Origin of the sequence: Alistipes senegalensis JC50, assembly GCF_025145645.1 — a bacterium.
GTDB classification, from domain to species: domain Bacteria; phylum Bacteroidota; class Bacteroidia; order Bacteroidales; family Rikenellaceae; genus Alistipes; species Alistipes senegalensis.
Window position 1 is genome coordinate 1,281,140 of record NZ_CP102252.1, and the last position, 23,179, is coordinate 1,304,318.

Genomic DNA, 23,179 nt, shown 5'->3' on the forward strand with positions numbered 1-23,179 from the left:
TCTCGCAATATATTGATTGTCAATAACTTGCGAGAATCTCAGTAGTGGATAGGGGATTCGAACCCCTATGTCATGCGTGAGAGGCATGTATCCTAACCCTTAGATGAATCCACCGGTTTTGTGGTGCAAAGATAACGCCTTCTTTCGAATCTCCAAAATTTTCCGCCGAAAACTGTGATTTTTTTCGCAAAAAGCCCTCCAAACCCACTTTTTAATTATCTTTATAACAGCTAAAAGACTTTCAGCCATGAAAACCCGCATCTCCCTGCTTCTCGCCGCCGCGCTCCTTGCCGCCGGTTCCTGCACGAAACGCCCCGTACAACCCCGCTTCGGCATCGCGGCCACCGACACGCTCGTCAGCCGCAACGGAATCGCCTGCAAGATCGAATACCGATTCGCGTCGATCCTCAACGCTGGGAAATCCCCCGCCCTCACGGCGATCGAGCAGGCGAACATCGGCTATTTCTTCGATCTGGAAGCCTTCTCCGGCACGGTGCGGGAGGCCGCTGCCGCCGCCATCGGTCAGTTCGCCGACATCTACCTCGCCGACAGCCTGCCGACAGGCTCCGGCAATGCGGAATACGAAATCTCCGCCGAATCCGAAGGCGCCGTCGTGGACACCCTGGTCGTCTACACCATCACGCAGTCGAGTTACACCGGCGGTGCGCACGGCATGTACAGCCGCGAGAACTACGTCTACTCGCTCGACGGAGGCTACGAAATCACCCTGGCCGATCTCTTCACCGAAGCGCAGCTGGAGAGCCTCGGCCGGCTGATCCGCCGGAAACTCTACGAACAATACGACGTTCGGGACGACGAAGGGCTCGTTGCCGCCGGGTTCTGCCCCGAATACATCGCCCCGACGGAGAATTTCCTCGTCACGCCCGAAAGCATCGTTTTCTGTTACAATCCGTATGAAATCGGGTGCTATGCGCTCGGGAGCGTCGAGGTGGAGGTGACCCGCGAAGAGCTGGCCGGGCTCTGAAGGCGCCGGCCGGAAAAGAAAAAAGGTCCGAGTCTCACGACTAGGACCTTCTTTTTCGGCGGGGAACCACCCCCTCCGAAAATGAGGTTCAATCGGAGGTATTCGACCCATCGAACGAGTACCGTTCCCAGGTCTTAGCAACGGATCGTTCCGCTACAACCTGCCGATTTCCTCAACCAACCTAAAACTACTAACCTAAATGAACCTTAAAACTTCACTGCAAAGATAAGGGGCATTTTTCAATTATGCAAATATTTTACGAATATCTTAAATATATTTAACAATTTGGTAACATAGCGTGCTCCCGAAAACCGCTTACCCGATTAAGGCGCTATTCCCGCAAGCAATTCAACATGAGCCACTTCACTCCGGGTAAACTTCGGGTAAAACTGAAAAACTCTGAAAAAGAAAACCGCACCGGACAAAACATGCGGACAACGAAAGGCAAAGACAAAAAAAGGAAACCCGGAATCAGAACCGGAGTTCCTCTTCCACAGTTTCCTCACCAACCTAAAACTACTAACCTAAATGAACCTTAAAACTTCGCTGCAAAGATAAGCCGAAAAAAGATACCTTGCAAGTTTTATTAAAAAATTTTTCGAATTTATTGATATTTTTTAATATCACTACACCTCGGCAAAACGCAAGTAACTGTCAATCAACACGAACAGTCGACCGGGCGACGATCCGTAAGATTTTCCGGCGGAAAGCGTGCAGTATTTCGGAAATACCGCATTTAGAGAATATAATTGTTATGTACTGCTCGTAACAGATAAAATTGCTATTTTTGCCGAATGATTCCGACAGCCTCTGTTGCATACACGATTTCCAGCAAAACCCCGGCAGAGATTTTGCACATTCGCTATTGCCTATCCTCGAACTCCTAACCTAACCAATAGTTTTACAGTACGATGACTGTTTCGTTGATCATTACCACTTACAACTGGCCGCGTGCGCTCTATCTGTGTCTCGACAGCGTGATGCAGCAGACCGTCATGCCCTCCGAGATATTGGTTGCGGACGACGGATCGGGTATCAGCACCCGCGATGTCGTGAGGCATTTTCAGAACATCTCGCCGGTTCCCGTGCACCACATCTGGCACGAGGACCGCGGATTCCGCGTCGCAGCCATCCGCAACAAGGCCATCGCCGCCAGCTCCGGCGACTATGTTATCCATGTCGATGGCGACCTGATCCTGCAACGCAATTTCATTCAGGACCATATCCTCTTCGCCCGGGAGGGGTGTTATGTTTCGGGCTCCCGCGGCATCATCACCGAAATGCTGACCCAAAAGGTCCTCAGCGGAGAGATCACCTCACTGTCGGCGCTGACCAAAGGCGTGCGCAACAGCAACAACGTCATGCGCGTGCCCGTCATGGCCATCGTCTACCGCATGATCGCCCCCTCGCAGGCCCCCAGAAGCTGCAATCTGGGGTTGTGGCGCCGGGACCTGATCCGCGTCAACGGATTCGACGAGGCATTCGAGGGCTGGGGATACGAAGATACGGAACTGGGGCTGCGTCTGAACAACAGCGGCGTACAGCAGCGTCGCATGAAATTCCAGGGCGTCGTCTTCCACCTCCATCACGACAAAGCCTCACGGGCAAACTGCGCCATCAACGAACTGCGCTATCTGGAAAGCATCCGCGAGCACCGCACCCGCTGCGAAAAGGGCCTCGACCGGCACCTTACCCCGAAAATATCCTATCTCGGGGGGGGGTCTGCCGCCGTCGTCGGGGGCTGATCGACAGGCACTTCCTCTGCAAACTATTTTTCAAACGATGATTTTTCGGGGAATCGCTTCCCGAGGAATTGCCGTACCCGGAGGCGGTCTTCGTCCGTCATCCGGGCGTCGTCATTCAGACAGAACAGCGACGGATCATACTTCTCCATCACGGCCTCCAGGTCCGGCGTATAGGCGGGAATACAGCGCGAATCGCTCCCGCAGCCGACGCCCAGGAGAGCGCGAAACCGCTGCAGGGCGTTTTCCGATTTGTTATACCGCGTAACCTCGCGCAGCGAGGCCTCCCCGCGGGCAAGGGCGTAATAAAGCACCAGCGAACGCTGCCAGTCGTCGCGCGAACGGAAACGATGGCCCTCCGTGGGGGCCAGTTCGCCGCGGAACGCTTCGAGAGCGGCGAGGAAATCGCTGCGGCGGCAGGCATCGACGTTATGATGGGGCGCCAGCCCGGAACAACGGCCGCAGCGGGCCCGCACCAGCTCCTGCATACGCAGGATCGTGTGGCAGTAAATATCGTCGTCGTGCCGTTTCAGCGACTGCTTCTTGAGCCGCACGACGGGGCGTCCTCCTTCGCCGAAGAAAAAACCGGGATCGACGGGACGGCTGAAAAACATATCGTCGTTGGCATAGAGAAAATGTTCGGCCAAACCGGGAATCCGGGGCAGGAACAATTCGATCGTACAGGAATTGAAGACGGGAAGGATTTCGGCGGGCATGATCTCACGGTGCGAAACCACCCGCACACGCGGATTCGACGTGTCGAGCCATGCGGGCGTCTGGTCGTCGGTCAGGATGTAGATGCGGCGAATCCACGGCGCATATCGCTCGGCCGAGCGCAGCGAATAGCGCAGTTCATCGTTCTCGACGAAACGGCACTCCCCAGCCGCTTCGGGGTCCACCCGTCTGTCGGCAGGCAGGTAAGCGTTCTTCTTCGCCAGCCACACCGGATCGTTGCCGTCGACCCAGAGGTATACCAGATCAATCTCCATAGTCGTACTCATTTGTCGGCGGCGCGTCTCCGCCAGACCGGAATCAGGTCGAACAGCCGGAAGGTCTGCCGGTCGCCGCACTCCTTGATTTTCAGCCACGTGATGCCCCAACGGTCGTACGTGCGGCGGGTGATGCGCCGGAACCGCGCGTCGAGATGCAGCCCGTGCGCCGCCATATAATCGCCGAATGCCTTATGGGCCAGGTATTTGTCCTGCTGTTTTTTCGGGGTCTGGCGGCTCTTGGTGATCGAGGTCGCATTCACCACGTAGCGGTAGACCACGTCGGGCACCGTCACCACATCCCCGCCCTCGCACAGCACGCGCATCGTGTATTCGACATCCTCGTAGCAGACCCGCTCGCGGAAACGCAGTCCCAGCCGCAGCAGCATTTCCCGGCGCAGGAGTTTGTTCATCACGTAGAAGTCGGGCGGACAGCGGCAAACGCGGAACTTCTCCTGCACGTCGGCCACCACCTGCCGTTCGGTATAGCGGATCGTCCATTTCGAATACGAGGGGCGTATCTTCAGCATCGAGGCGCACGCCACGTCGGCCCCCGTCTCCCGGGCCGCCTCGTAGAGCCGTTCGCAGTAGGCCGGGTCGATCCAGTCGTCGGAATCGACATAGAGGACGAACTCCCCCGTCGCGGCATCGAAACCGCGGTTGCGGGCGCCGCCCAACCCGCGGTTCTCCTGCGAGATCACGCGGATGCGCGCATCTTCGGCCGCATAGCGGTTCAGAATGTCGATCGAGCGGTCGGGACTTCCGTCATCGACACAGATGATCTCGATGTCGCGCAGGGTCTGTCCCACCACGCTGTCCAAGCATCGGGCCAGGAACGGCTCGACGTTGTAGACCGGAATGATAACGCTTACTTTCGGTTCCATCGGTTATCGGATATAATTTTTCACCGCTTCGGCGATTCGTTCGCCGTCGAGCGCCGCGGAGATGATGCCGCCGGCATACCCCGCCCCTTCGCCTGCGGGGAACAACCCCTCCGTCTCGGGGTGCATCAGCGTCCCGGGGTCGCGCGGCACGCGCACGGGAGTCGAGGTCCGCGACTCCACGCCCACGACCAGCGCCTCGGCAGTCACATAGCCCTGCATCCGGCGGCCGAAGGTCGTGAGCCCCTGCCGCAGTCCCTGCGCGATGAAGCCGGGCATCCAGCGGTCGAGCCGCGAGGGGGTGACACCGGGAATGTAGGAGGTCGCGGGCAGCGATCCGCTCGCACGTCCCGCCACGAAGTCGGTAACCCGCTGTGCCGGAGCGATCTGGTGCTCCCCGCCCTCGCGGCGGGCCAACTCCTCGAACTGCTGCTGGAACCGCAGCCCCGCCAACTCGCCCCACTCGCTCCGCAGGTGTTCGAAATCCGCCAGACGCACCTCGGTCACCAGTCCGGAATTGGCATAGGGCGACGTGCGGCCGCTGGGCGACATGCCGTTGACCACCGACTGCGCGGCATCGGTCATGGCCGGGACGATGAATCCCCCGGGACACATGCAGAACGAGTAAACCCCGCGGCCGTTCTCCTGGCTCACCAGCGAATAGGAGGCCGCCGGGAGGTATTCGCCGCGCGCCTCGCAATGATACTGGATCGAGTCGATCAACGCCTGCGGATGCTCGATGCGCACCCCCATAGCGAAAGGTTTGGCCTCGACGCGCACGCCGCGGCGGTGGAGCAGTTCGTAAATATCGCGCGCCGAATGGCCTGTGGCGAGCACCACGGCGGCGCCTTCGATCAGGCTGTCGCCGCACCACACGCCGCGGATGCGGCCCTTTTCGATCTTCAGGTCCGTGACGCGGCTTTCGAAGCGGAACACGCCGCCCGCATCGACGATCGTCTGCCGGATGTTCTGCATGATGCGCGGCAGACGGTCGGTGCCGATATGCGGATGCGCCTCGTAGAGTATTTCGGGCGTCGCGCCGTGGAACACGAGCGTTTGCAGCGCCTTGTTGTAGTCGCCGCGCTTCTTGCTGCGCGTGAAGAGCTTGCCGTCGGAGAAGGTCCCGGCCCCGCCCTCACCGAAAGCGTAGTTCGAATCGGGATCGACAGCACCGTTGCGGTTGATCTGCGCGATGTCGCACTTGCGGGCCGAGACATCGCGGCCGCGCTCCAGAATCACGGGCCGCAGCCCCAGTTCGATCAGCCGCAGGGCGGCGAACAACCCCGCGGGCCCCGAGCCCACGATCACCACCTCCGTACGACCCTCGACCGAGGGATAGTCGAAATGCACCGGTCTGGGCTGCGGCTCGCGGTCGGCATAGATCTCCAGCGTGAGATTCACCTTCACCTGCCGCTGACGGGCGTCGATCGACCGTTTCACGACCCTCGCCAGCGCGATGTCCGCCTCGCGGATGCCCATGCGACGGGCTGCCTGCGCGGTGTAGAACTTCGCATCGGCGGCCTGCCGGGGTGTGAGCGTGAGGGTTATCTGCTGCGGCATATTACGGAATTTTGTCTACAAAAATAACCAAAAAACCCGGATAATCCCCTTCACCGATTGCTATTTGTGAATTTTTGCCTACCTTTGTCTTACCGATGCGGATATGGTGTAATTGGTAGCCACGTCAGACTTAGGATCTGATGCCTTACGGCGTGGGGGTTCGAGTCCCTTTATCCGCACAAAACGACTTTCGGGGACGGATTTTCGAATCCGTCCTCTTTTTCGTCCGTATATTAAGAATGAAATCCGCTCCTGCTGCAATATGCGGCAGGAGCGGATTCTTTTTTCCGGCAGTCGGCGGTTATTCGACCGTAAGCGTGATCGGATAGTGATCCGAAAGATAAGTCACACCGTAATTCGGCGAAGTGACCGTCTGAAAACGGACCGGCTTAACGCCCTTGTAAAATATGTGGTCGAGATTCCAGCGTGCCGACGGCGTTCCGCCGCCGAAATTGTTATAACTGTAAGCGCTGTCGCGGTCGGGAGCCTTCTCCCGGCCCGACTGCATCCACGCATAGTAAGGCGCCAGCGCCGACCGGCGTGTATCGTCGGCAGCGTAGGAGCAGTTCATGTCGCCCACGATAAAGACGGGCAGGCTCCCGGCGATCTCCTTCATTTTATTCACATTGAGCTGCGCACACTTCAAGCGCGCCTCATTGTCCGCAGCCGAGGTATTCGATTCGGGGAAGTGCGTCGAAAGGAAGACGAACTCCCGCCCCGAAGCATTGTCTTTCAAATGCACCCACACGGAGGAGCGGCGAGCCGAATTGGTCGCATCCCACGGTGCGGAGGGCGTCTCGGGAGTCTCGCTCAGGTAGAAATACCCCCAATCGACACGCGTGAAGAGATCGGTACGGTAAAGCACCGTCGAATTTCCGCCGGAACCCGTTCCGGTGTTCGGCACTTCGAGCAGTTCGTATTTCGTGAGCATCGTTTTCAGGTAATTGCGCTGCTCGGTGCGCGACTCCTGCATGCCGATCACTCCGGGATTCACATCCTTGATCATATCGACACAAGGCTTCCGGCGCTGCGACCAAGACTTTTCGCCCTGATCCGTCGTATTGCTGTAACGGATGTTGAAAGACATCACTTTCAGGGAAAACACTTCGGAAGAGGGTCCTTCGGGAGCCGGAGTCGGCTCCTCGCCTTCCGATTTGCCCGAGGAACATCCCAGGGCGAAAAATGCCGCAGCATAAAACAGATATTGCAATTTTTTCATTTTCGTTCGTATTTAACAATTCGTATTCGTTCGACCGTCCATTCACAACTGACTGTAATGGAAGCGTATCTCCTGCGGCGCCTTGTGCTCGCGCACGGCCGTCGCAGCCACCCGTCCGGCCGACTGGCCCAGTATGACGGAATTGGAATTGACCCGGTAGCTGGAATGGGCGATGAAATCGCCGCTGATGCAACGGCCCACCATCATCAGCCCCTTGACATCCCGGGCGATCAGGGCCCGCAGCGGAATGTCGTAGGGCTTCGACTTGATGCCGCGCGTATAGGAGCCTCCCTTGCCCTCGCTTTCGAGATGCACCGAATGGACATCGACTCCGTAACACACCTCGCAGACAGCGTCTTCGTGGCGGCGTCCTTCGACCAGATCCTGCTCCGTAACCGTGTAAAGCCCGTGAATGCGCCGGCCTTCGCGGCATCCGATCTGCGACGCCGTGGCCACGAGCTTCAGCCCCTCCCAGCGGCCGCCCAGCGAGCGGAGCGAATCGACGATCCTGTGCACTTCGCGGCGGCCTTCGATGCTCGCCCTCGTCAGGTCGTCGCGGCTGATGCTCTTAGCGCCGTACTGGTGCGTCGCCATCAGCGCATAGAGATCGTCGTGGAGCAGGAACAGACACGGCATCTTGTAGCTCGCCTCGAAACCGCCCCGGCGGATTTCGGCAATCAGATTCCGTTTGGACGCCCTCCGGGTCTTCCGGCCGTTCCACAGCACGCAGTCCTCGATCTCCTCGAAACGGGCTCCCGTCACCAGCCCCAGCATCGACATCGGCTGCACATGCCCGTCGGCATCGCCCCAGTCGAATCCGCAGCCGCTCAACGCAGCAACGTCGCCGTCGCCCGTCGCGTCGATGAAGATCTCCCCGGCGATCGCCTCGCGGCCCGACTTGGATTCGGTGACGACATGCGTGATGCGCCCCCGGTCCACGACGGCCGCCACGACCGACGTATAAAGCAGCACTTCGATCTTATGCTCGGCGCACAGTTCGTCGAGCAGCAGTTTCATCCGCTCGACATCGAACGTAAAAAGTTCGTCGGTCCAGACCTTCGTATTGCGCCACTTGCGTTCGGTGAGCGTCTGCTTCAGTTCCTGCATCAGACCCGTCTTGTTCTCGTGGTCGAGCATGACGCCCAGCAGCCCGGCCGTCCAGGTGCCGCCCAGAAACCCGGCATGCTCGACGAGCACGACCCGGGCCCCCGAACGGGCCGCCTCGACGGCGGCGCCGATACCGGCAGGACCTCCGCCGCAAACCACGACATCGGCCGTACGGCTTACCGGCACGCGGCGTTTCTTCTCCGCAACGTTCCCGTCCGGAGTCACGGAGTCCTCCACCGTTTCCGCGGCGGAAAGCACCTTTCCCGCAGAGAGCAGCAAAGTCGCGGCTCCCGCCTTTTTCAGAAAATCCCGTCTGTCCATAGCCTGCCGGTTATTTGGTTACGACAATGTCATCCAGGAACCATTGTCCCGTGTTGCTGAACGCCAGTCTGGTCGAAGCCGTCGCTCCGGCCACGCGCACCGTGAAGGTACGCCACGTGAAACAGTCGTCGCGCTTCGTGAACTCTCCGGTCATATCGGGCTGCGCCTCGACCGTACCGTCGCCCTCGGCCACCTGCACCGTGATCTCCTTCTTATCAATGGCATCCGTGGAGCTGCACCGGACCACGGCTTTGAACGAAACGACGATGTCGGTCGGCGTCGAGCCGAGCGATGCGAGCGCCGGCGTGGTCAGCACGCCCTTGGCCGCCAGGCGGACATATCCGATGGAGGCGGTCACGGTTCCCGAAACGCTCCAGCCCTCCGGAGCGTCATAGGCCGCCCCGGTCACATAGGCCAGGTGGCCGATGTCCGACATGTAATCCAGTCCCGAAAGGCATTCGTCGAATCCCTGAGCCAGTACGACCTGCTCGCCTACGGGCATCGTCGTCGTGTGGTAGGCTTTCTTTTCGAACTGGGATATGCAGCATCCGAACGTGAAACGGACGATGTGCGACGGGTCGATCGCAGTGCCCTTGACAGGCGTGTCGCCGGCCTTGGCCACACGCACGTAGAGCGTGCTTCCCTTGGCCAGAGGAGCGGAAGTCGGAATGGTGAAGACCGCCTGCCGGTGGTTGTAGGCATCCGCGTTGATGTTGGGCAGCAGCGCGAACGACACCGATTTGTCCTCATTGACGGAACTTTCCGTCGGGCAGGCGCTCTTGCCGTTCCAGGCATAGAACGCGTCGATATCGTGCCAGGTCGCATTGTCGCCGCTCCACTCCACTTTCCAATCGCGGGGGACGGCGCAGAGCGAAGAGGAGTTGGTCAGCATGCCGAAGCCGAACGAAAGCGTCCCCGACAATTCGCTGGTCACGGGAACCGCCACGGTCCACGCGGCATTTTCCGCATCCCAGCCCGAAGCCCTCAGCACACCGGTGTAATAACGGTCCGCGGTCAGGCCGGCCGCCGTCATATCGCCGGCTCCGGTCAGCGTGATGCTCGCCCCGTCATTGAACAGGAAAGCGTTCTTCGCCTCGTTGACCTTGCCGCTGACACAGTTGTCGATGTCGCCCTTGACGAATTCGATCAGGTGTACGAAAGGCTGGAATCCGGTCAGATAGGAGGCGGCTCCCTGCACGACGGGCAGCTGCACGCTCTTCGACTCGTCCCGCAGCTGCACGCACACCTGCCCCGACCGCGAAACGCTGTTGCTGGGATTCTTGGCGAACGAAAGGGTCACGCTCCCGTTGCCGATACCTTGCGCGGGCTCGACCGAGATCCAGGGAGCCGTATCGCCATCGGTCCCCGTGGCAATCACCGACCAGTAGCCGTCGCTCTCGACATCGAACGTGCGGATGTCGCCGTCCCCGGCGATGTCGTCCAGCACCACCTGCGAGGGAACCGAGACATTCGCCTTGCCCCCGGTCACATTGTTTTCATTTTCACATCCGGGCAGCAGCACAGCGGCGACCATCGCTGCTGCCGGAAAGATACCTATAAAATAACGTTTCATGAGAATCTGTTTTTTAATTAATAAGTTGCGCGGAGCGGCCGTCAGCCGGAGCGCCGTTGCAGCCGAAGGCTCCGTTCCGTTTCAAACTTTCGGATCACAATACATAACCGACACCGAAAGACAACGAAACACGCCTGTTTCGACCGCGGACACCCATCCGACAGGGAGCCGATCCCCGTTGTGAACCGCGATGCCCGTTACCGAAGAATCCGGCCGGAACCGGAAATCGTCGAGCGAGGCACACTGAAATACAAAAGATGAAATCTGCAAAAAACGCGGCTATTTCTTTGTTTTTACAAAATATCCACGTATATTCGCATTGTCTACCACACGGTTTTCAGCCTTCCAACTCTGTTCCGTGTGGGCAGGTAGGCATCACAAATATACTACTAATTTAATTATTATGAAAAAACTTCCGACATTTTTTTCTAATGCGGGGGGGGGAATTTAGGTAATTTCATTTTAGCATCTCTTTTATTTCTCATCGAAACCCTCTTTTTCTCCACTTCCGCCTTCTCCCAGGGAAGAACAATTCAAGGGACCGTGCAAACAGAGCAAGGTAAACCCATCTACGGAGCCACCGTCATCGTTCAGAACACCACGCTCGGCACCACGACCGACGCAGACGGAAAATTCTCCATCAAACTCGACGCAGGCACCCAGCCCGTCCTGCAAATCTCATTTATCGGTTACGAAACCCAGACAGTCCCCGCCGCCGGCAAAACGCAGGTGGAGGTAATCCTGCGCGAAGCCGTCAACGAGATGGACGACGTGGTGGTGGTCGGCTACGGCACGATGCGCAAAAAGGATCTTACGGGCGCCATCGCCAGCGTTGACGGCACGGCACTCACCGCCCGCAAAACCAGCCAGATTTCGAACGCCCTTCAAGGGGCTTTGCCCGGAGTCACCGTGACGAGGACCAATTCAGCCCCCGGCGCCAATGCCACCATCCGCATCCGCGGCATCACCTCGATGAAGGACAGCTCGCCGCTGGTCATCATCGACGGCGCTCCCGGAGCGATCGGCGATGTCAATCCGGCCGATGTGGAGAATATCTCCGTGCTGAAAGACGCCGCCTCGGCCGCCATCTACGGAGCCCGCGCCGCCGCCGGCGTGATCCTCATCACCACCAAACGCGCCAAGAGCGGCGAACCGACCTCGGTGGACTACACCTATTCGATCTCGCTCGACTATCCGACCCGCATGCCCGAATACGAAGACGCCGTGGGCTACATGAAGGCCCAGAACGAACAGATGTACAACGACACGCCGTCGGGCGGTCTGTACAGCGTCTACACGCAGGAGGAGATCGCCGACTACCGGAAATTCCACGCGCAGAATCCCGATCTCTATCCGGACACCGACTGGCTCGGCATGATCCTCAAAAAGAACGCCCTGCGCCAGTCGCACGCCCTGAGCATCTCCTCCGCCGGCAAGACCACGCGCACGAAAATCAGCCTGGGCTACGACGATGTGGACGGTCTTTTCCGGAAGAACCTTTCGTGGAAACGCTTCACCGTGCGGGCCAACAACGACATCCGGCTGGCCAAATGGCTCAACGTGTCGCTCGACCTGAACATGCGCAAAACCAAGTCGGTGAATCCCTATTACAGCCCGTCGAGTACGATGCGCTACATGCCGCCGACGTTCGCCGCCGAGTGGAGCGACGGCCGTACCGCCTCGGGAAAAGAGGGCATCAACCCCTACGGCAAGATGATGGAGGGCGGTACGAAACGCAACGAGACGTGGCTCGGAGGCGGCAAGTTCCAGGTCGAGATCACGCCCGTCAAAGGGCTGAAAATCACGGGTGCGTTCGTACCCAAATACGTGTTCGAAAAGGACAAGGATTTCAACATCGCCGTGCCCTACACGCCCTGGAACGATCCCACGGTCACGCCCTCGTACCTCTCCGGCGCCACGACCACAGACCTCAAGGAGAGCCGCACGGACACCTATACGCACACCACCCAGCTCTTCGCCAACTACGACATCGACCTGGGACGCAACGGCGACCATCACCTGAGCGTCATGGCCGGCGTCGAGGACTATTACAAACACTACGAGGACATCTACGCCTCCCGCGACCAGTTCAAGATCAGCTACTACCCCTATCTGTCGATGGGCTCCACCGAGCTGATGGGGGCCGGCGTGAACAACTCGCCCTACGAAAACGCCTACGTCTCGGTGTTCGGCCGCGTGAACTACAACTACAAATCGAAATATTACGCCCAGGCGAACTTCCGCTACGACGGCTCGGGACGCTTCAAGAAAGGCAACCGCTGGGGATTCTTCCCCTCGGTGTCGGCCGGCTGGGTCCTCACGCAGGAGAAATTCATGGAGGGGGCGCGCAACGTACTCTCGTTCCTCAAGCTGCGCGCATCTTACGGACAGCTGGGCAACGACCGCATCGGCAACTACCCCTACCAATCGACCCTTTCGTCGAACGACCCGGTGGGTTTCGTCGGTTCCTCAAGTCTGGTACAGGCCCTGCAAGGGTTCTCGGCCTATCAGATGGTTCTCGACGACATCACCTGGGAGACCACCGAAACCTATGACGTGGGCATCGACGTCAATTTCCTCAACGACCGCCTGCGGATCACGGCCGACTACTATAAAAAGACCACGCGCGACATGCTCATCCTGGTGGACATCCCCTCCTATCTGGGCTACACGGCCCCCTATAAGAACTCGGGCGACATGAACACCAAAGGCTGGGACCTCTCCGTCGCGTGGAGCGACCATATCGGCGACGATTTCAGCTACTCGGTCGCCGTGAATCTCTCGGATTACAAGTCGATGATGGGCTACATCGGCAACGACTACCAGCTCAGCGGCGGCACAATCATCCAGTCGAACACGGAATATAAAGCCTGGTACGGCTACCGGAGCAACGGACTGTTCCAGACCGCCGAAGAGGTGGCCGGCAATCCGACGGTCTCGTCGTCGAACCAGCCGGGCGACGTGCGCTACGTCGATCTGAGCGGCAAGGACGGCACGCCCGACGGCACGATCTCGGCGACGTACGACCGCACGGTGATCGGCAGCTCGATGCCGCGCTACAACTTCGGCGGCAGCATCAACCTCGCCTACAAGGGTTTCGACTTGGGGTGCACGTTCCAGGGCGTAGCCAAACGCGACGCGCTGCTGACCGACGAAATGGTCCAGCCGCTGCGCACGGGCTGGTACAACGTGCCGAAATTCGTGGTCAACGACCATTGGAGCGTCTTCAACACCATCGAACAGAACCGCCGCGTGCGCTATCCCCGCTACTCGCAGAACAGCGGCACCACGACGGCCAACTACGCCGTGTCGGACTACTGGCTCATCGACGGCTCCTATTTCCGCATCAAGGACATCACGCTGGGCTACACCCTGCCGCAGAGATGGCTGCGGAAAATCTTCGTCAAGGACCTGCGCCTCTCGGCCACGCTGTCCGACTTCTTCACGTTCAGCCACTTCCCCAAGGGCTGGGACCCGGAGGTCAGCTCGACGGGCTACCCCATCACCAAATCCGTCATCTTCACGGCTTCCATCAAATTCTAATCTCCCGCGTTCATGAAAACATCAACGAAATACATCGCGCTCTGTACGGCCGCCGCACTGCTCGGCACGGCCTGCACGAATCTGGATCTCAACCCGCTCGACAATCCCTCGGCCGAAACGTGGTACGACGACGGCCCGAAGATCGAGATGTCGCTCAACACCCTGCTGCTCCAGCAGTTCTGGCCCCAGGAACGCTACGAGTTCACCGGATCGGGAGTCATGGACATGGACGAGATCACCGACGACCTGATGCGGCGCAACGCGCTGGTCGCCTTCAAGGCCGGAACCCTCACCGCCACCCATGCCGCCACGACGAACATGTGGAGCCTGACCTACAAGGGAATCACGCGCTGCAACGCCATCCTCGAAAACATGCCCAAAGCCAAGGCCAGCCTCGATCCCGAACTGTACGAACGCTACGAAGGCTGCGCGCGCTTCTACCGGGCCTGCTTCTACTCGCGGATCATGATGCTCTTCGGCGATCCGGTCTATTTCACCCGCGACATTCCACTCGAAGAAGCCTACGACATCGGCCGCACCCCCTGCGAGGAGGTTCTCGAACACGTCTACGACGATTTCGACTATGCCGCCGCCCACTGCCCGGAGACCTATCAGGGAGCCGTGGTGCGTGCGACCCAAGGCGCAGCCTACGCCATGAAGGCCCGCGTGGCGCTCTATTTCGCCTCGCTCTACACCTATGACGCCGCCATGCGCGACGCCGACAAAGCCGCCTATCATTACGGCATCGCCCGCGACGCCGCCAAGGCGTGCATGGACCTGAACGTCTACCAGCTCCACGCCGACTTCGGCGAACTGTTCCTGAACAAGACGCACAACGCCGAAGAGTCGGTCTTCTGCATCCCCCGTTCGCTGGCCTACGCCGCCGACAACAAACGGCAGTACCTCCAGGGGACGAGCATCACGGCCAACATCCCCATCGGACTGGGCGGCACCATTTCGGAGTTCCCGACCTGGGACCTCTTCTGCGCGTTCCTCTGCACCGACGGCAAGCCCATCGACGAATCGCCGCTCTACGACCCGGCCGATCCGTTCAAGAACCGCGACCCGCGCCTGGCGGAGAGCATCGTGGAGTTCGGCACGGATTTCTGCGGCGTGGTCTACGACCCGCGCTTCGATGTCGAACAGGTCTGGGACTCGAACGTCGGACGCAACATCACCAACCCCGACAACATCGTGACGGCCAGCGAATCGCGTCTTCCGTCGCGCACCGGGCTGGTGCAGCGCAAAGGCATCGACAAGGACTGGACGGACGACTATCAGGCCGACCCCGACAAGATCATCATGCGCTACGCCGACGTGCTGCTCATGTATGCCGAGGCGAAGATCGAGCTGAACGAGATCGACGATGCGACCCTCGAAGCCATGAACCGGGTCCGCGCCCGCGCCTACGGGGTCCAGCACACCGAAACGGACAAGTATCCGGCGATCGTCACCCGCAGCCAAAGCGAACTGCGCACCATTCTGCGCACCGAACGCCGGATGGAGTTCGCGTTCGAGCGGCTGCGCATCTATGACCTCCTGCGCTGGCGGATCGCCGAGAAGGTGCTCAATTACAGCGACTGGACGATCAAGTACAACGCAGGCGCCAACGTACTGAAAAAGGTGATGACCGACGGACAGTGGTTCATCCCCACGCCCGCGATCGACGAGAGCGGATGTCCGGAGATGGACGCCACTTTCAGCCGGGAAAACCGCCCCCACATCACCGCGCTTTACAACCGGGTATTCAATCCGGAGATACACTATCTCTGGCCGCTGCCCGCAACCGACGTGCTCGTGAACAAGAACCTCAAACAAAATTACGGCTATTGACCGGAACCATACGCCGCGGCGGGAGTCCGACACCCGCCGCGGCGTATAAAAAACGCATGAACGACCATCCAACCATCCGAATATGAAAAAAACGATCCGCTATCTTCTGTCCGGCCTCGCGCTGCTCTCCCTCGGAGCCTGCACCTCCTCCGACAACGAAGACGGGAGCGGCGGCAACGACGGCGGCCTGACTTTCGTTACGGTCGTATCGTTCAACATCCGTGTAGACAACGCCGCCGACGGAGACAACGCCTGGGACAACCGCAAACCGGCATCCGCCGCCATGATAAGACAGGAACGGCCTACGGTCATGGGGCTTCAAGAGGCGCAGCCCCATCAAATCACCTATCTGGCCAAAAACTGCCCGGACTACGCCTGGTACGGGCTGGGACGCGACACGGGCGCTATTCCGCCCGAAACCGAAAGCTACGCGGCAGAGGAGTGCATGGCCGTTTTTTACCTTACGACCGAAGTCGAACTGCTCGACAAGGGGACCTTCTGGCTCTCCCAGACTCCCGACATCCCCTCCAAAGGCTGGGATGCCGCCTATAACCGGACATGCACGTGGGGACTTTTCGAGCACAAAGCCTCCGGCAAGCGATTCTACCACCTAAACACGCACCTCGACCATCAGGGCGCCACAGCACGCGAGGAGTCCATCAAGCTCATCGCCTCGAAAATCAAACAATTCAACACGGAGTCATACCCGGTATTCCTCACGGCGGATTTCAATTCGGACACGACGGACAACATTTTCGCTCCGTTGTTCCGCACCATGCGCGATGCGCGCAGAACGGCATCCGACACGGACAGCGAAGCCACGTATAACGGCTACAAAACCACCTCCGCCTACAAGCTCGACCACATTTTCTATTCGGGCTGCACGGCCTCCCTGTTCAAAACCCTGACCGGGAATTACGGTGCGCCCTACATCTCGGACCACTACCCCGTAAAGGCCCGGTTCATTCTCCCCTAAACAGTTCATCTATGAAAAGAGCGACAATTCTTCTTACGGCCCTGTGGCTGACGCTGGGCGCAACGGCCGGGAATCCCGAAGCCGACCCGCGGGCCGTCGTCGAGGCGGGCAACGCACGCTTCACGGTGCTCACCCCGCAGCTGATCCGCATGGAGTGGAGCGAGGACGGCCGGTTCGAAGACCGCGCCACGCTGACCTTCGTCAACCGCCGGACGCCCGTGCCGGACTTCAAGGTCCGCGACACGAAATCCCGGCTGACCATCACCACCCCGGCCCTGACGCTGACCTACACCAAAGGCGGCAGGTTTTCGGACAAAAACCTGAAAGCCGTCTTCCGGCTCAACGGCCGCGAGGTCGTATGGACACCCGGCACGGAGGACCCGCAGAATCTCATGGGCACGACCCGCACGCTCGACAGATGCGACGGCAAGAAGCTGGGGCGCGAACCGATGGAGCAAGGGCTCCTTTCGCGTTCGGGATGGGCCGTCGTGGACGACAGCCCGCGCCACGTGCTGACGCCCGACGGCTCCGTGTGGAAGGAGTGGGTCGAAGCGCGCCCCGCAGGCGACCGGCAGGACCTGTATCTCTTCGCCTACGGGCACGACTACAAACAGGCGCTGGCCGATTTCCAGCTCGTCGCAGGCCGGGCGCCGCTGCCCCCGAAGTACACCTTCGGCTACTGGTGGAGCCGCTACTGGCAGTATTCGGACAACGAGTTCGTAGATCTGGTGCAGAAACTCAAGTCGATGGACGTGCCGCTCGACGTGCTGATCATCGACATGGACTGGCACGAGACCTGGAGGCTGCGCAAGAAGAACCCTCCCAGGGACGAATACGGACAGCGCATCGGCTGGACCGGCTACACCTGGCAAAAAGAGCTCTTCCCCTCGCCCGCGAATTTCCTCCGATGGACCGAAAACGAGCAGCTGAAGGTCGCGCTCAACCTCCATCCCGCCTCGGGCATCCAGCCCTGCGAGGATGTCTACGACGCTTTCACCCGGGAATACGGGTGGACCGAAAAGGGCAAGAGCGTGCCGTTCCGCATCGACGACCGGAAGTGGGCCGACGCCTATTTCAAGACCGTGCTGAGCCCGATGGAGCGTGACGGCGTGGATTTCTGGTGGCTCGACTGGCAGCAGTGGACCGAATCGAAGTTCACCCCCGGGCTGTCGAACACCTTCTGGCTCAACCACACCTTCTTCCGCCATGCCGAGCGGCAGAATCCCGAACTGCGGCCCTTCATCTACCACCGCTGGGGCGGACTCGGATCGCACCGCTATCCGCTGGCATTCTCGGGCGACACCTACGCCACGTGGGGCACGCTGGCCTACCTGCCGCAATTCACCGCCACCTCCTCGAACGTAAACTACGGCTACTGGGGACACGACATCGGCGGCCACTTGTTCCGCGCGGAGCAGACGCACACCGATCCGGAGCTCTACACCCGCTGGCTCCAGTACGGCGTCTTCACCCCGATCTTCAAAACCCACTCCACGAAGGACCCGCGCATCGAGCGTTACATCTGGTGTTTCCCCGACCAGCTCTTCATCCTGCGCGATGCCATCCGCCTGCGCTACACCCTGGCGCCCTACATCTACGCCGCCGCCCGCGAAAACTACGACACCGGCGTCGGAATGTGCCGCCCGATGTACTACGATCACCCCGAGCAGGACGCGGCCTACGAAGTCCCCGAGCAGTTCATGTTCGGCAACGACATCCTCGCCACGGCCGTCGCGGAACCCGCCGACAGCGTCACGGGGCTGGCCGCGCGCCGCATCTGGTTCCCCGAGGGACAATGGTACGACTGCGCCACGGGAGCCATGTACGAGGGCGGCCGCACCGAGGAGCTGCACTACACCCTCGCCGAAAATCCCTGGTACGCCCGGGCCGGAGCCATCCTCCCGATGAATCCCCCGACGGTCAAAAACCTCCAGCAGCCCTGCGACACCCTCGTGCTGACCTTCATCCCGGGGGCCGACGGAGAGTTGAACCACTACGAGGACGACGGCATCAGCCAGCACTACACGACCGACTATGCGGTCACGCGGGTCACGAAGAAGCAGGAGGGCAACACCGTCCGCGCCGTCATCGCGCCCCGCGAAGGCTCCTATGCGGGAGCTCCCGAGAGCCGCAGCTACGAACTGCGATTCCCCGCGACCTTCCCGCCCCGGACGGTGAAGATCGACAGCCGCGAAATTCCCTACGCCCGCTTCCCGAAGGCCGGCCAATGGACCTACGACGCCTACACGCTCGCCCCGGTCGTCTACACGGGCGCCGCACCCTGCGACAAGCCCCTCGCTGTGGAGCTCATCCTCGACGACGACGCGGCGGCCCGTCAACCGGAGCTATACGGCAAAAGCGGCATTTTCAAACGCTGCACGGAACTCACCGTCGAATTCAAACTCGAACAGGGTCGCTTCGGGGAGACCTACCTGATGCTGCCCAAGGAGTATCTCGGCGTTTCGCAATGCCCCAACTTCATTCAGGAGGAGCCTTTCCGCATCCGCGAATTCATCGACGCTTTCGACGGCAACCGGGCGGCGCTGTTCCGGACAACCGACAAACTGGAAATCATCGGAGAAAACTTCAAAAAACGACTGCGAGAACAGATCGGAACATTGTAATTCATCCCTCCCGTAAAACAAGAGAACATGAAAAAGATCATCGGGCTGTTCCTGGCCCTTGCGATCTGCCTGCCCGTTTCGGCCCGGCAGAAGCCGAAAACGAACCGGAAAGCGCTCGTACGTACGGTCGCGGCCCTGACTGCAAAAATCGACAGTCTGAGAGGCGTCGTCGATGCCCTGGAACGGCAATGCGTGCCGGTCCGCAAAGAGATCGACCCCGCCTGGGAAAAATGGCAGGACGTGCGCTACAACTACGGCTTCGACCCCGAAGAACAACCCGTCTACAATACGGTGGAAGGTGTTCTGGAATCCACCTCGATGCTCTCGGTGCGCGGCGGCCGGGGCCGCTGGCACAGCAATGCGGCCAAGCCCCGAACCTCGTTCATCGACGGAGGCCACCTCTTCGAAGGGTGGAACGGCTCGGAAACCTGCCGTCTGACCATGCTGATCGGCAAACAGGCCCCCGACATCGCCTGCATCCAGGTCTACTCCCCGAAAGGACTCTACCGCCCGGTCCGGCATTTCGGATGGGTCAAACTCGGTTCCGACGACCGGAACGAAGGCGTGGATTTCGGCCGCCGCTGGGCCGTGTCGTTCGTACCGTTCTCTTTGGCCGCGCTGGACGACGCCCCGACCGACATGTGGTATGAAAATGCGCAGTTAGACGGCAAGTCGATCCCGGTCGGAACGCTCTACTACGACCGGAGCGTTGACAAGGTGCGCTGCTTCACCGAAAACGGCTGGAAATACCTCGCATTCGAATAATACGCGATCACTCAGTCTCTTGCAAAATTCATTAATAAAACCTGCAAATGTGCGAAAGCACAAGGCGACCTTCGGGGACGGATTTTCGAATCCGTCCTCTTTTTCGTTCGTATATCCGGCCGGAAAACCGGGCATACGCCCCCGGATTCGAATAGGTCGGACAAACACACTTTTTCGAATTATTCACGAAACTTGCCGAATTATTCCTAATTTTGTATCGGAACCGGAATCTTACCGGACATGAAAATAATACAACAGAAGATCATCCCGACCATACGATTATGAAACACACACTGCGCCTTTTGCTGACCGTAGGACTGTCTCTGGTCTGCGTCAGCCTGTACGCCCAAAAACTCCCCAACTACCCGATCCCGCAACGGCCCGACACGCTGCGCATCCTCGGCATCGGCAACAGCTTCACCGACGACGGCATGATGTACCTGCCCGAACTGCTGGAGGCCGCCGGAATCCGGAACGTCGTATTGGGGCGCCTCTACATCGGAGGCTGTTCGCTCGAACGTCATTGCAGGGAGTATGCCGCCGGCAATACTTCGTACACCTATTCCAAATCGACGGACAACCGCTGGGAAACCGTCTCGAAGAAAGCCACCCTGCTGGACGGGCTCACCGACGAGCGGTGGGATGTCGTGGTGCTTCAACAGGCGTCGGGCAAGTCGGGCATGTACCAGACCTACCGGCCCTGGTTCGACCGGCTGGCGGAGATCGTGCGGTGGCACTGCCCCAACGCAGGGGCCTGCATCGCCTGGCAGCAGACCTGGGCCTATGCCCGCAATTCGGAACACAGGGATTTCGGACGCTACGAGAAAAGCCAGCGGCTGATGTACGATGCGATCACGGCCTCGGTCGGGCAGCTCCTCGCGGACACCTCCGTCGAGGTGGTCATCCCCTCGGGAACGGCGATCCAGGACCTGCGCGCCACCGAACTGTGCGACTCGCTGGACCTGACGCGCGACGGCTACCACCTGAGCCTGAAAGCGGGACGCTACACGGCAGCCTGCACCTGGTTCCAGTCGCTCGTGGCTCCGGCTTTCGGGACGAGCGTCGCGGAAAACGGATGCCGTTTGGAGGGTACGCCCCACGCCCTGACGGAACGCGAAGCCGAACTCTGCCGGGAGGCCGCGCGAAGGGCCTGCATCCGGAGGTTCAGCGTCTGGAACGGCACCCCGGCCGACGAAATCCGTGCTGCGGCACAGTAAGGGCCGCCGATATTTGGCGCAACGCCGAGAATCCGTTATCTTTACGCCGCATTGAAATCATTCCGATTATGCAGGATCTGACAAACGGCCGCTGCGGTTGGTGCGGAACCGACGAACTGTATGTGAAATACCACGACGAAGAGTGGGGCGAACCCGTCACCGACGACAGGACGCTGTTCGAATTCTTGGTGCTGGAGAGCGCCCAGGCCGGATTGAGTTGGATAACGATCCTCCGCAAGCGCGAAGGGTATCGCAAGGCTTTCTGCGATTTCGACGCCGAACGGGTGGCCCGAATGACCGACGAAGATGTCGAACGGCTGATGCACACGGACGGCATCGTGAGAAACCGGCTGAAAATCAAGGCCGCGATCACGAACGCACGGCTGTTCCTCCTTCTGCAAAAGGAGTTCGGGAGTTTCTACGACTACACGCTGTCGTTCTTTCCCGACCGGAAGCCGATCGTCAACTCGTTCCGGTCGCTGAGCGAAATCCCGGTGTCGTCGCCCGAGTCCGACGCCATGAGCAGGGACATGAAAAAACGGGGATTCAAATTCTTCGGGTCCACGATCTGCTACGCCCATCTGCAAGCCACAGGGTTCGTCAACGATCATCTGACCGGCTGCATCTGCCGGAAAAAGAGCGCCGCAGAGCGCTAACCGCCGGATTTCAACCGCAGTCCGGCCGGCGAAAGCCGCGGCGAACCGTCCGGTTTGGTACGCAATTTGCTCGGGAACCGGCAAATCCATATACCATGAAGAATTTCACCACACTGATCGAAAACTCGAAGCAAGCCGTCCGCTACTGGTGGCTGCTGCTGATCGTCGGCATCGCGCTGTTCGCAGTCGGCGTGCTGACCTTCGTCTACCCGGCCCAGAGCTATCTGGGCATGTCGCTCATCTTCGGCTGGCTGATGCTGGTCTCGGGCATCCTCGAAGTGGTGCTCTCGTCGGCCAACCGCCATTTCATCACCGGCCGCGGCTGGATGATGGCCGGAGGCATCATCGAGATCATCCTCGGCATCATCCTGATCTTCAACGTCGCGCTCTCGGCCGCCACGCTGCCCATCTTCCTGGGCTTCTGGCTGATGCTGCGCGGATTCAGCTCCATCGGACTGGGCGGGGACATGAGCGCCCTGGAGATTCCCGGCGCCGGATGGACCGTCTTCACGGGCGTCCTGCTCCTGCTGTGCTCGCTGTGGATTCTGTTTCAGCCGCTGGTGTTCGGCACCGCAGCCGTCATCGTCTGGGTCGGCATCACCCTGCTTTTCGCGGGTGTCGCGGCCTGCTCGCTGGCCCTCCAGCTCCGCAACGCCCACCGCTGCCTCAGCGGCGACTGTTAGAGTTCGCTTCCTATGACAAGCGGGGCGTCACCGAAGTGACGCCCCGCTTGTCCGTTTATCGGCCGCCTCTTCCGCGGCACGCTGCAAATACTCCTGCAAAACGAGCGCATGGTTCTCGGCGGCGTTCTTCGAGGCGTAGAGCAGCGTCACGGTCCCGGCATCCGCGATTTCGCGGACGAAATCCCGCACGGCCTGCGAGTTGCGCAACTCCTCCGTATAACGGCGGCGGAACTCCTGCCACCGCGCCGCAGGATCGGCGTGATACCACGTGCGCAGCTCGGCCGAGGGCGCAATCTCCCGGGCCCACACATCGTATTGCAGGGCTGCCTTGCGAACGCCCCGCGGCCAAAGTTTGTCCACCAGCACCCGGCAGCCGTCGTCCGGCGCCGGCGCTTCGTAAACCCGTTTGATCCGTATCCGTGTCATGATTGTTCGTTTCGAAGGGAGAGATGCAAAAAACGGACCTGAGAACTCCAAAATGAAGGGCGCCTCCCGGCGCCCTTCC

General features: G+C 60.0%; 17 protein-coding genes and 2 tRNA genes. 11 read left to right on the forward strand and 8 right to left on the reverse strand.

The window, feature by feature from the left end; translation table 11 throughout:
- Positions 1–42: 42 nt before the first annotated feature.
- Positions 43–114, reverse strand: a tRNA-Glu gene (locus tag NQ519_RS05050).
- A 133-nt stretch (positions 115–247) separates the two neighbouring features.
- Here NQ519_RS05050 and NQ519_RS05055 point away from each other — a divergent pair.
- Together NQ519_RS05055 and NQ519_RS05060 are read left to right on the forward strand one after the other, a co-directional pair.
- The gene (locus NQ519_RS05055) at positions 248–985 is read left to right on the forward strand and encodes an RsiV family protein (RefSeq protein ID WP_019152249.1); all 738 of its coding nucleotides are present in this window, start codon (positions 248–250) and stop codon (positions 983–985) included.
- A gap of 911 nt (positions 986–1,896) precedes the next feature.
- Entirely contained in the window at positions 1,897–2,730 is an 834-nt protein-coding gene (locus NQ519_RS05060; protein ID WP_019152248.1) for a glycosyltransferase family 2 protein, read from the forward strand.
- Positions 2,731–2,753: 23 nt separating this feature from the next.
- On the opposite strand, the gene NQ519_RS05065 is transcribed toward NQ519_RS05060, so the two are convergent.
- Genes NQ519_RS05065 through NQ519_RS05075 form a run of 3 tightly spaced genes read right to left on the reverse strand, consistent with a single transcriptional unit; the run spans position 2,754 to position 6,157 of the window.
- The gene (locus NQ519_RS05065; RefSeq protein WP_019152247.1) at positions 2,754–3,716 is read right to left on the reverse strand and encodes a stealth family protein; all 963 of its coding nucleotides are present in this window, start codon (positions 3,714–3,716) and stop codon (positions 2,754–2,756) included.
- Between the two features lie 8 nt (positions 3,717–3,724).
- The gene (locus NQ519_RS05070; RefSeq protein ID WP_019152246.1) at positions 3,725–4,600 is read right to left on the reverse strand and encodes a glycosyltransferase family 2 protein; all 876 of its coding nucleotides are present in this window, start codon (positions 4,598–4,600) and stop codon (positions 3,725–3,727) included.
- Positions 4,601–4,603: 3 nt separating this feature from the next.
- The gene (locus NQ519_RS05075) at positions 4,604–6,157 is read right to left on the reverse strand and encodes an NAD(P)/FAD-dependent oxidoreductase (RefSeq protein ID WP_019152245.1); all 1,554 of its coding nucleotides are present in this window, start codon (positions 6,155–6,157) and stop codon (positions 4,604–4,606) included.
- 97 nt (positions 6,158–6,254) lie between these two features.
- Here NQ519_RS05075 and NQ519_RS05080 point away from each other — a divergent pair.
- Positions 6,255–6,336: transfer RNA gene (locus NQ519_RS05080), tRNA-Leu, on the forward strand.
- Positions 6,337–6,458: 122 nt separating this feature from the next.
- Here the strand turns inward: NQ519_RS05080 and NQ519_RS05085 are convergent.
- The 3 genes from NQ519_RS05085 to NQ519_RS05095 are packed head-to-tail and all read right to left on the reverse strand — an operon-like array spanning position 6,459 to position 10,377.
- On the reverse strand, positions 6,459–7,376 hold the full coding sequence (locus tag NQ519_RS05085) for an endonuclease/exonuclease/phosphatase family protein (protein ID WP_019152244.1): 918 nt from the start codon (positions 7,374–7,376) through the stop codon (positions 6,459–6,461).
- A 42-nt stretch (positions 7,377–7,418) separates the two neighbouring features.
- Positions 7,419–8,804, reverse strand: a complete 1,386-nt coding sequence (locus NQ519_RS05090; protein ID WP_019152243.1) for an FAD-dependent oxidoreductase — start codon at positions 8,802–8,804, stop codon at positions 7,419–7,421.
- Between the two features lie 10 nt (positions 8,805–8,814).
- Positions 8,815–10,377, reverse strand: coding sequence for a BACON domain-containing protein (locus NQ519_RS05095; RefSeq protein ID WP_044118792.1), 1,563 nt, complete (start codon positions 10,375–10,377; stop codon positions 8,815–8,817).
- Positions 10,378–10,908: 531 nt separating this feature from the next.
- Here NQ519_RS05095 and NQ519_RS05100 point away from each other — a divergent pair.
- The 8 genes from NQ519_RS05100 (at position 10,909) to NQ519_RS05135 (ending at position 22,674) form a co-directional block, all read left to right on the forward strand.
- Positions 10,909–13,920: a SusC/RagA family TonB-linked outer membrane protein gene (locus NQ519_RS05100; protein WP_083871181.1), complete on the forward strand. Its 3,012-nt coding sequence runs from the start codon at positions 10,909–10,911 to the stop codon at positions 13,918–13,920.
- Between the two features lie 12 nt (positions 13,921–13,932).
- On the forward strand, positions 13,933–15,753 hold the full coding sequence (locus tag NQ519_RS05105; RefSeq protein WP_019152240.1) for a RagB/SusD family nutrient uptake outer membrane protein: 1,821 nt from the start codon (positions 13,933–13,935) through the stop codon (positions 15,751–15,753).
- Between the two features lie 82 nt (positions 15,754–15,835).
- Entirely contained in the window at positions 15,836–16,729 is an 894-nt protein-coding gene (locus tag NQ519_RS05110) for an endonuclease/exonuclease/phosphatase family protein (protein WP_019152239.1), read from the forward strand.
- 11 nt (positions 16,730–16,740) lie between these two features.
- Positions 16,741–19,353, forward strand: coding sequence for a glycoside hydrolase family 31 protein (locus NQ519_RS05115; protein WP_019152238.1), 2,613 nt, complete (start codon positions 16,741–16,743; stop codon positions 19,351–19,353).
- Positions 19,354–19,380: 27 nt separating this feature from the next.
- The gene (locus NQ519_RS05120; protein ID WP_019152237.1) at positions 19,381–20,118 is read left to right on the forward strand and encodes a hypothetical protein; all 738 of its coding nucleotides are present in this window, start codon (positions 19,381–19,383) and stop codon (positions 20,116–20,118) included.
- A 281-nt stretch (positions 20,119–20,399) separates the two neighbouring features.
- The gene (locus NQ519_RS05125; RefSeq protein WP_019152236.1) at positions 20,400–21,335 is read left to right on the forward strand and encodes a DUF4886 domain-containing protein; all 936 of its coding nucleotides are present in this window, start codon (positions 20,400–20,402) and stop codon (positions 21,333–21,335) included.
- A 68-nt stretch (positions 21,336–21,403) separates the two neighbouring features.
- Positions 21,404–21,991 (forward strand): DNA-3-methyladenine glycosylase I, encoded by a 588-nt coding sequence (locus tag NQ519_RS05130; RefSeq protein ID WP_019152235.1) that lies wholly within the window; start codon positions 21,404–21,406, stop codon positions 21,989–21,991.
- 95 nt (positions 21,992–22,086) lie between these two features.
- Positions 22,087–22,674 carry an HdeD family acid-resistance protein gene (locus NQ519_RS05135; protein ID WP_019152234.1) on the forward strand — a complete coding sequence of 196 codons (588 nt, stop codon included), beginning with the start codon at positions 22,087–22,089 and terminating at the stop codon, positions 22,672–22,674.
- A 27-nt stretch (positions 22,675–22,701) separates the two neighbouring features.
- Here the strand turns inward: NQ519_RS05135 and NQ519_RS05140 are convergent, their stop codons facing one another.
- Positions 22,702–23,100 carry a DUF488 domain-containing protein gene (locus NQ519_RS05140; protein ID WP_019152233.1) on the reverse strand — a complete coding sequence of 133 codons (399 nt, stop codon included), beginning with the start codon at positions 23,098–23,100 and terminating at the stop codon, positions 22,702–22,704.
- Positions 23,101–23,179: the final 79 nt, after the last annotated feature.

Excerpts from the sequence above, each read along its gene's own strand:
- NQ519_RS05085 (WP_019152244.1), bottom strand. The coding sequence starts at position 7,376 with ATGAAAAAATTGCAATATCTGTTTTATGCTGCGGCATTTTTCGCCCTG.
- NQ519_RS05115 (WP_019152238.1), top strand. The coding sequence starts at position 16,741 with ATGAAAAGAGCGACAATTCTTCTTACGGCCCTGTGGCTGACGCTGGGC.
- NQ519_RS05130 (WP_019152235.1), top strand. The coding sequence starts at position 21,404 with ATGCAGGATCTGACAAACGGCCGCTGCGGTTGGTGCGGAACCGACGAA.
- NQ519_RS05140 (WP_019152233.1), bottom strand. The coding sequence starts at position 23,100 with ATGACACGGATACGGATCAAACGGGTTTACGAAGCGCCGGCGCCGGAC.
- NQ519_RS05110 (WP_019152239.1), top strand. The coding sequence starts at position 15,836 with ATGAAAAAAACGATCCGCTATCTTCTGTCCGGCCTCGCGCTGCTCTCC.
- NQ519_RS05060 (WP_019152248.1), top strand. The coding sequence starts at position 1,897 with ATGACTGTTTCGTTGATCATTACCACTTACAACTGGCCGCGTGCGCTC.
- NQ519_RS05095 (WP_044118792.1), bottom strand. The coding sequence starts at position 10,377 with ATGAAACGTTATTTTATAGGTATCTTTCCGGCAGCAGCGATGGTCGCC.
- NQ519_RS05075 (WP_019152245.1), bottom strand. The coding sequence starts at position 6,157 with ATGCCGCAGCAGATAACCCTCACGCTCACACCCCGGCAGGCCGCCGAT.
- NQ519_RS05055 (WP_019152249.1), top strand. The coding sequence starts at position 248 with ATGAAAACCCGCATCTCCCTGCTTCTCGCCGCCGCGCTCCTTGCCGCC.
- NQ519_RS05090 (WP_019152243.1), bottom strand. The coding sequence starts at position 8,804 with ATGGACAGACGGGATTTTCTGAAAAAGGCGGGAGCCGCGACTTTGCTG.
- NQ519_RS05105 (WP_019152240.1), top strand. The coding sequence starts at position 13,933 with ATGAAAACATCAACGAAATACATCGCGCTCTGTACGGCCGCCGCACTG.
- NQ519_RS05120 (WP_019152237.1), top strand. The coding sequence starts at position 19,381 with ATGAAAAAGATCATCGGGCTGTTCCTGGCCCTTGCGATCTGCCTGCCC.
- NQ519_RS05135 (WP_019152234.1), top strand. The coding sequence starts at position 22,087 with ATGAAGAATTTCACCACACTGATCGAAAACTCGAAGCAAGCCGTCCGC.
- NQ519_RS05070 (WP_019152246.1), bottom strand. The coding sequence starts at position 4,600 with ATGGAACCGAAAGTAAGCGTTATCATTCCGGTCTACAACGTCGAGCCG.
- NQ519_RS05125 (WP_019152236.1), top strand. The coding sequence starts at position 20,400 with ATGAAACACACACTGCGCCTTTTGCTGACCGTAGGACTGTCTCTGGTC.
- NQ519_RS05065 (WP_019152247.1), bottom strand. The coding sequence starts at position 3,716 with ATGGAGATTGATCTGGTATACCTCTGGGTCGACGGCAACGATCCGGTG.